This window comes from Geomonas sp., assembly GCF_056994735.1.
The window spans coordinates 1-7,401 of record NZ_JBXKJL010000271.1 but is presented as its reverse complement, the minus strand read 5'-3'; the positions used below and the strand labels follow the sequence as shown (position 1 = coordinate 7,401).

Annotated in this window: 6 protein-coding genes; all 6 read right to left on the bottom strand. The window is 61.8% G+C overall.

Translation table 11 applies throughout. The annotated features are described in order from the left end of the window. A partial coding sequence (locus tag AC11W3_RS11825; protein ID WP_484093072.1) for an MlaD family protein occupies positions 1-442 on the bottom strand: 442 nt, incomplete at its 3' end. A gap of 296 nt (positions 443-738) precedes the next feature. Next, positions 739-1,512, bottom strand: coding sequence for an ABC transporter ATP-binding protein (locus AC11W3_RS11820; RefSeq protein WP_484089010.1), 774 nt, complete (start codon positions 1,510-1,512; stop codon positions 739-741). Between the two features lie 258 nt (positions 1,513-1,770). After that, a complete protein-coding gene (locus AC11W3_RS11815; RefSeq protein ID WP_484089011.1) occupies positions 1,771-2,541 on the bottom strand; it encodes an MlaE family ABC transporter permease in 771 nt (256 codons plus the stop codon). A 33-nt stretch (positions 2,542-2,574) separates the two neighbouring features. Then, the gene (gene lon, locus AC11W3_RS11810) at positions 2,575-4,893 is read right to left on the bottom strand and encodes an endopeptidase La (protein ID WP_484089012.1); all 2,319 of its coding nucleotides are present in this window, start codon (positions 4,891-4,893) and stop codon (positions 2,575-2,577) included. Between the two features lie 85 nt (positions 4,894-4,978). Next, on the bottom strand, positions 4,979-6,895 hold the full coding sequence (locus tag AC11W3_RS11805; protein WP_484093071.1) for an ABC-F family ATP-binding cassette domain-containing protein: 1,917 nt from the start codon (positions 6,893-6,895) through the stop codon (positions 4,979-4,981). A gap of 275 nt (positions 6,896-7,170) precedes the next feature. Then, on the bottom strand, positions 7,171-7,401 hold a 231-nt coding region (locus tag AC11W3_RS11800), incomplete at its 5' end, for a YajD family HNH nuclease (protein WP_484093070.1).

Sequence of the window (7,401 nt, the reverse complement as noted above, 5' to 3'; positions counted from 1 at the left end):
TCTTCATCACGTCGTCCAGCTTCGGGAGGTCTGTGCCGTAGACCTTGGTCAGTGGGGCCTTTACGAAATGGGCGCTGGGGGTGATGTCGACATATTTCTCTCCCATCAGCCCCCGGGTTTTGATGGTTATCACAGAGTCCCTGCCGATTTTATGCAGCGCTTCCTTTTCGACCTGGAGGGTTATCTCTACCGCGTTGCTTCTTTCGGGGTCTTCAAAGCGGATCGTTCTGACTACGCCGATGTCGACTCCGGAAAGCCAGACAGGGGCGCCTTCCTTGAGTCCTGCGATATCGCTCATGATCAGGGAGATCCGGCCCTTCGGGACGAACATCTTGGTCCTTTCCCCCATCAGCAGGACACCGAGGGCGAAAAGGATAACAGCCGCGATGACGAAGACGCCGATCTTCAGCTGGGAGCGGGCGATGTTGTCGCTGCGTTTCATGATGGGTGGCGGGTGCTGGGCTGTGACATGTACGGCTCCGTTTTAGTGGAGGCGACGAGTTTGGCTGTCAAGGCAAATCCCCCCCGGCCCCCGTTTTTCAAGGGGGAGGTAAGAAGCACCCTTTGACAAGGGTGGGGCGGTTAGGAGCTGTCCCCTTACCAAGGGGGGACGGTTAGGAGCTGTCCCCCTTTGACAAGGGGGGACGGTTAGGTGCTGGATTGCCCCGGGATCGTGGACAGTCAGTTAGGCTGCAAGTTCCAAGCTGTCCCCTTGCCAACGGGGGACGTCCAGGTGACTCAAACTGAGTGGCTGTTGCGGAAAAGGGAGCGGTCGGTGGGGGCGAGGAATTCCCTCGTCACTTCCAGGTCTGCCGCCAGCAACTCTTCCCTGGTTCCCTCGAAAGCCAGCCGGGCCTCGTGCAGGAAGGAGAACCGCTGCGAGACCTCGAAGGCGGTGTGCAGGTCGTGAGTCACCGTCAGGGTCGTCTTTCCGTGCTGCTGAAGTCTCTTCATGAGGTCGCAGATGTTGTAGACCCCGATCGGATCGAGCCCCGTGGTCGGCTCGTCGAAGAAGATGTAATCGGGATCTGCCGCCAACGCCCGCGCTATCGCCACCCTTTTCTTCATGCCGCCCGACAGTTCGGCGGGGTAGAGGTCGATGGCATCTTCGAGCCCCACAAAACCCAGCTTCTCCAGCACGATCCGCTCGATCTCCCCCTCGCTTAGTGATCCTTCCTCCAGCAGCCGGTACCCGACGTTTTCCCCGACGGTCATCGAGTCGAAGAGGGCGCCGCCCTGGAAGACGACCGCGATGGCCCGGCGTACCTCGCACAGCCGGGACTCCGGTAGACCGGAGATCTCGACCCCGTCGATGGTGATGCTCCCGCTGTCGATCGGGATCAGGCCGAGTATCAGCTTGAGGATGGTGGTCTTCCCAGCGCCTGAGACGCCGAGGATGGTCCTGTTCATGCCATGTTCAAGGAGCATGTCGAAGTCCTTCAGGATTTCCCGGCCGCCAATCTGGTAGGAGACACGGGCCATTGTTATTCCGGAACCTTGCGGCATGACCATGCTGACCTTTTTCGAGAAATGCGTGTGACGGTGCCGGAGGTGCCAGACACCGCAAAGGCAAATCCCCCCTGTCCCCCTTTGACAAGGGGGGGACGTCAGGGCCAACTGCTCCAGCGAAAGGGCAGGATGGCATGGGGAAGCAACCGCCACCCGACCTTCCGCCAGACCCCACCCGACCTCGGCGACCTCGGCGACCTTCGGCGATCCACCCGACCTTCTGGCAGGCTCTCCGGGGAGAGAGGGGGAATGGCCCGGGGCTCACCTGAAGGCGATGAAGATCTTGGTCAGAAAGAAGTCGGAGACCAGGATCATGACGGAGGAAAGAACCACGGCCCGCTTGGCCGACGACCCGACCCCGGCGGCACCGCCGCGGGTAGCAAGGCCCACATAGCAGCCGGTCATCGCGATGATTACGCCGAAAAAGGCCGGCTTCACCACCCCCTCTATCAGGTCCTGGAAAACCATGAACTGCGGGATCGACTGCAGGTACATGAGGAGCTTCACGTCCTGCCCGACCGCCATGATGAAGCCGCCAAAGAGCGCAATGGCGTCGGTGACGATGGCCAGCAGAGGGAGGACGACCAGGATGGCCTTCAGGCGCGAGACCACCAGGCGCTTCACGATGTCGGTCCCCTCGACCCGCATGGCGTCGACCTGTTCGGTCACCACCATGGTGCCGAGCTCGGCGGTGATGGCGGAGCCGACCCTGCCGGTGACCATGAGCGCGGAGAGGACGGGGCCGAGCTCCTTGACCATGACGGCCGCCACCATCCCGCCGACGTAGCTGGTGGCGGCGAAGGGCTTAAGCTGCAGGAGGGCCTGCAACGCCATGACCATCCCGGTGAAGAGCCCGGTGAGCAGGATGATGAAGAGCGATCCCACCCCGATCTTGTCCATCTGGGTGGCGAATTCCCGGTAGTAATATGGCTTTGAGAAAATACCGCGGAAGGCCCGCAGGCAGAGTTCGGAAAACTCTCCGATCTCCAGGAAGCACTGCCTTACCCTGTTTGCTGCGGCTGGAGTCGACATGGCGGTCGGGGGATCCCCGGTCCTTGCGGTGAGCTACTGGAGAGCCTGGGCGAAGACCTCCCGGACGTCGTCCACGAAGAAGAATTCGAGCTCTTCCTTCACGTTTTCAGGGATGTCATCCAGGTCCTTCTGATTCTTGGCGGGGGCCAAAACCTTCTTCACCCCGGCGCGGCGGGCGGCCAGTACCTTTTCCTTCAGGCCGCCGATGGCCAGCACCCTGCCGGTCAGGCTCATTTCACCGGTCATGGCCACGTCTCTGCGAGCCGCCCGTCCGGAGAAGAGGGAAACGATGCTGGTGGCCATGGTCACGCCGGCCGAAGGACCGTCCTTCGGGATGCTCCCGGCCGGGACATGGATGTGAATGGTGGTGTTCTCGAAGTCTTTTCTCTCGATCCCGAAGTCCTCGCAGTTGGCCTGGACGAAGGAGACGGCGGCCCGGGCGGACTCCTTCATGACTTCGCCCAGTGATCCGGTCAGGATCAGGTCCTCCCTCCCCTTCATCTTGGTCGCCTCGACGAAGATGATGTCGCCACCGCTCTCGGTCCAGGCGAGTCCGGTCGCCACGCCGATCCTGTCCTTCTCGGAGGCCACCTCGTCGTAAAACCTCGGCGGACCGAGAAGTTCCGCGACGTCCTCCGGCTTGATGACCGTCCGGGCGGACTTTCCCTGCGAGACCTCCTTGGCGATCTTGCGGCAGACCGAGGCGATGTTCCTCTGCAGGTTCCTGACCCCGGCCTCGCGGGTGTAGTCGTGGGTGATCCGGAAGATGGCCTCGTCGGTGAACTCGGGGGGCATGGAGACGAGGCCGTTCTCCTCCACCTCGCGCGCCACCAGGTAGCTCTTGGCGATGTTCAGCTTTTCTTCGTCGGTGTAGCCGGAGAGGGTGATGACCTCCATCCTGTCCTTGAGCGGCGCCGGGATGGGGTCGAGCTGGTTGGCTGTGGTGATGAACATGACCTTGGTGAGGTCGAAGGGGACGTCGAGGTAATGGTCGGTGAAGGAGAAGTTCTGCTCGGGATCGAGCACCTCGAGGAGCGCACTGGCGGGGTCGCCGCGGAAGTCGGCGCCGATCTTGTCGACCTCGTCCAGCATGAAGACCGGGTTGTTGGAGCCGGCCCGGTTGATTTCCTGGATGATGCGGCCGGGGAGGGCGCCGATGTAGGTGCGCCGGTGCCCCCTGATCTCGGCCTCGTCACGCATCCCGCCGAGGGAGATCCTGATGAACTTCCGCCCCAGCGTGCGGGCGATGGATTTGCCCAAGCTGGTCTTGCCGACTCCCGGGGGGCCGACGAAGCAGAGGATGGGGCCTTTCATCTTCTCCTTCAGCGAGCGTACCGCCAGGTATTCGAGGATCCTTTCCTTTACCTTCTTCAGGTCGTAATGATCCTCGTTGAGGATGATCTCGGCCTGGTTGATGTCCTTGTTGTCCTGGGTGCTGGTCTGCCAGGGGATCCCTGTCAGGTAGTCGAGGTAGGTGCGGGAGACGGTATATTCGGGGGAGGCGGGGTTGATCCGATCGAGCCTCTTCAGCTCCTTCTCCGCGATCTTGCGCACATCGTCGGGCATCCTGGCGTTTTCCAGCTTGCTCCGCAGCTCGTTGGCCTCCCCCTGCTTGGAGTCCTCCTCGCCCAGCTCCTCCTGGATCTGCTTCATCTGCTCGCGCAGCAGGAATTCCTTCTGGCTCTTCCCCACCTTCTTGGTGACCTCGGCCTGCACCTCACCCTTGATCTGCAGGCGCTGCACCTCGTTGGTGAGGTGCATGTAGACCTTCTTGAGCCGCTCCAGGGGGTCGATGGTCTCGAGGAGCTTCTGCAGTTCGTCGACCGGGAGGTTCAGGTAGAGGGCGACCAGGTCGGAGAGTCGCGCCGGGTTGTCGATGAAGTCGATCATCTTCATGACGTCGTCGGGGAGCGGCCGGCCGTAGGATAGGGCGATTTTCAGAAGGGCGTTGAGGCTTCCCACCAGCGCCTCGGAGACCATCGACCTCTCCGCGAACTCGCGGACCGGTTCCAGGCGGGAAAGGGCCACCGGCGTCTGCTGGACGATGGCCAGGACGCGGACCCGGACCACCCCTTCCAGGACGACCTTGGCGCCCCCTTGAGGGAGCTTGTTGATCTGCATTACTTTGCAGAGGGTTCCTATTTCATGAAGGGCGGAGAAGAGTTCGCCGGTCGGCTCCTGTTTCAGCTTGACCAGGGCGACCAGGTTGTTGAAAAGGACCGCCTCCTCAAATGGAGGCATATCCTCGTGTTTGAGGAAGATAGTGAAGACCATGTACGGAAAGGCGATGATTTCCCGCAACGGATACAGGGGAACTATCTCCGGCATGTTGATCGATATGTTCTCTGCCATTGGGGCTCCCATTAGATTCTCGTCCGGTGGATTTCCCAATAAAAAGAGTACTGGAGATGTTTCACCTGTCAACAAAAGCTATTGTTCATGTGATTCCTTCCCAAGCTTCGTAAAGCGCTGCAATCTCGGCGGTCAAGGAGGCGTGGCGCTCGCCGGCGACTCTGGCAGCTTCGACATCCTTGAAAAAATCGGGGGCCGCCATGTCCTTCTCCAGCTCGGCCAGCTCACTCTCCCTTGCCCCGATCCGGTCTTCGAGTTCCGCGAGCTTGCGCTCGCGAGCCCGCTCCTCCTTCTGGCGCTGCTTTTCCTCTTCCCGCTGCTGCTGGCGCGAAAGCTTCGAATCGGGCTGGGGCGCCGGTTGGGCGGTCGGGGCCGCGACATCGACCGTGGCGCTTGCCGCCGCCTGGCCGATTTTTTCCAGATAGTACTCGTAGTCCCCGTAATAGCTCTCGGTCTTGCCGCCGCCGACTTCGATCACTCTGGTGGCGAGGCCGTCGATGAAGTGGCGGTCGTGGGAGACGAAGACCACCGTGCCCGGGAAATCCTTCAGCGCCTCCAGGAGGACTTCCTTGCTGAAGAGGTCCAGGTGGTTGGTCGGTTCGTCCATGAGGAGCAGGTTTGACGGGCGCAGCAGGAGCTTGGCCAAAGCCAGGCGGTTCCTCTCCCCGCCGGAGAGCACCGCCACCTTCTTGTGGATGTCATCCCCGGAAAAGAGGAAAGCCCCCAGGATGTCGCGCAGCTGCGGCACCATGTCGAAGGGGGCATCGGCCAGGAGTTCCTCGTAGGCGCTCCTGGTGGAGTCGAGCTCCTGGGCCTGGTCCTGGGCGAAGTAATCGCGGATCACGTTGTGGCCAACCCGCACCGTCCCGTCGTTGATCTCGCCGCCTGCCAGTATCCTCATCAGGGTCGACTTCCCGGCGCCGTTGTGTCCCACCAGTGCGACCCGCTCCCCGCTTTCCACCGTCAGGTCGATGCCGTCGAGGACCACGTTGGGGCCGTAGGCCTTGCGGACGCCGGCGAGCTCCATGACGGTCTTGCCGCTTTTGGGCGGCACCGGAAAGCTGAAGCGGATCCGCTTTCTCTCCGGCGGGATGATGATCCGCTCGATCTTCTCGAGCTGCTTGATGCGGGACTGCACCATGGCGGCCTTGTCAGCCTTGTACCGGAAGCGGGAGATGAAATCCTCGATCTTCTCGATCTCTTCGTCCTGGCGGCGCTTGGCCTCACGCAGGGCCGAGACCCGCTCATCCCGCAAGACGAGATACCGGCTGTAGTTGCAGTGGTAGTCGGTGATGGCGTGGTTCCAGACCTCGGCGATGCGGGAGCAGACCTGGTCCAGGAAGAAGCGGTCGTGGGAGACCAGCATCACGGAGTAGGGATAGCTCTGCAGGTAGCCTTCCAGCCAGTTGCGGGCCTCGATGTCCAGGTGGTTGGTCGGCTCGTCGAGCAGCAGGACGTTCGGTTTCTTCAGCAACAGCTTCGCGAGGGCGATGCGCATCTGCCAGCCACCGGAGAACTCGCCGCACTCCTTCTGCCAGTCCGACGCGGAGAATCCCAAGCCGGAGAGGACGTTGCCGACCTCGCTCTCCATCGAGTAGCCGCCCTTGAGGCGGAACTCCTCCTGAAGGTGGCCGAAGCGGTCCAGAAGCTGCCCGTGCCCCGGCGCGTCGTGCGGTTCGCGCTCAAGCCGGGCCGTCAGCTCCGCGATCTCCCTCTCGATGGCCTGCAGCTCGCTGAGCGCCGTCATCACCTCGGCGAAGAGGGGCTGGCCCTTCGCCACGATACCGTCCTGCGGGAGGTAGCCGACCGTTCCGCCGCGGGTGATCTGGATTTCGCCGCTGCTAGTTTCGACCTCGGAGGCTATGATCCGCATCAGCGTGGACTTGCCGGCGCCGTTTTCCCCGACCAGACCGACTCGCTCGCCCTTCTTCAGGTGCCAGCTGATCTCGGTGAAGAGTGGTTTGCCCGCGAAGTCCTTGGAGAGTTTCTTCAAGTGCAGCATGATAGGGTCTTCCTTCAAGAGCCGTCACCGGTTCCCTGGCGCGGTTGCGGGGGACTCCGGAGCAGCATGGATTGGCAATATAGTCAAACAGGGCATTGTAGGTGGTTCGGCGGGAATTTGTCAAATGTTGAGGATGAGCGCTGCTCGGAGGGGTGAGGTTGCAGCCAGGTACGGAGTCGAGGAAGGAGGCGATTCTTTCGCGCCCGGAAGGGCGCTCCTACAGTTTCGCTTCCGTAGGAGCGCCATTCTTGGCGCGAACCCTCGCTTTGGTGGGATTATTTCCTGCCGTCCTTTCCCGCTATGTAATCCGCGAGGATGGTACGGCTGTGCTCGTCGTCGTGGCAGTAGACGCAGAGGTTTTCCCAGTTGCTCCCATCGGGAGGGTTGTAGTTGTGATTTCCATCCTTGTGATGAACGGTCAGCAGGTACAGGTTTGACAGCTCGAACTCCCTGCCGCACTTGGCGCAGATCCAGCCGTGCAGTTTGAGCGAGCGCTCGCGGTAGTT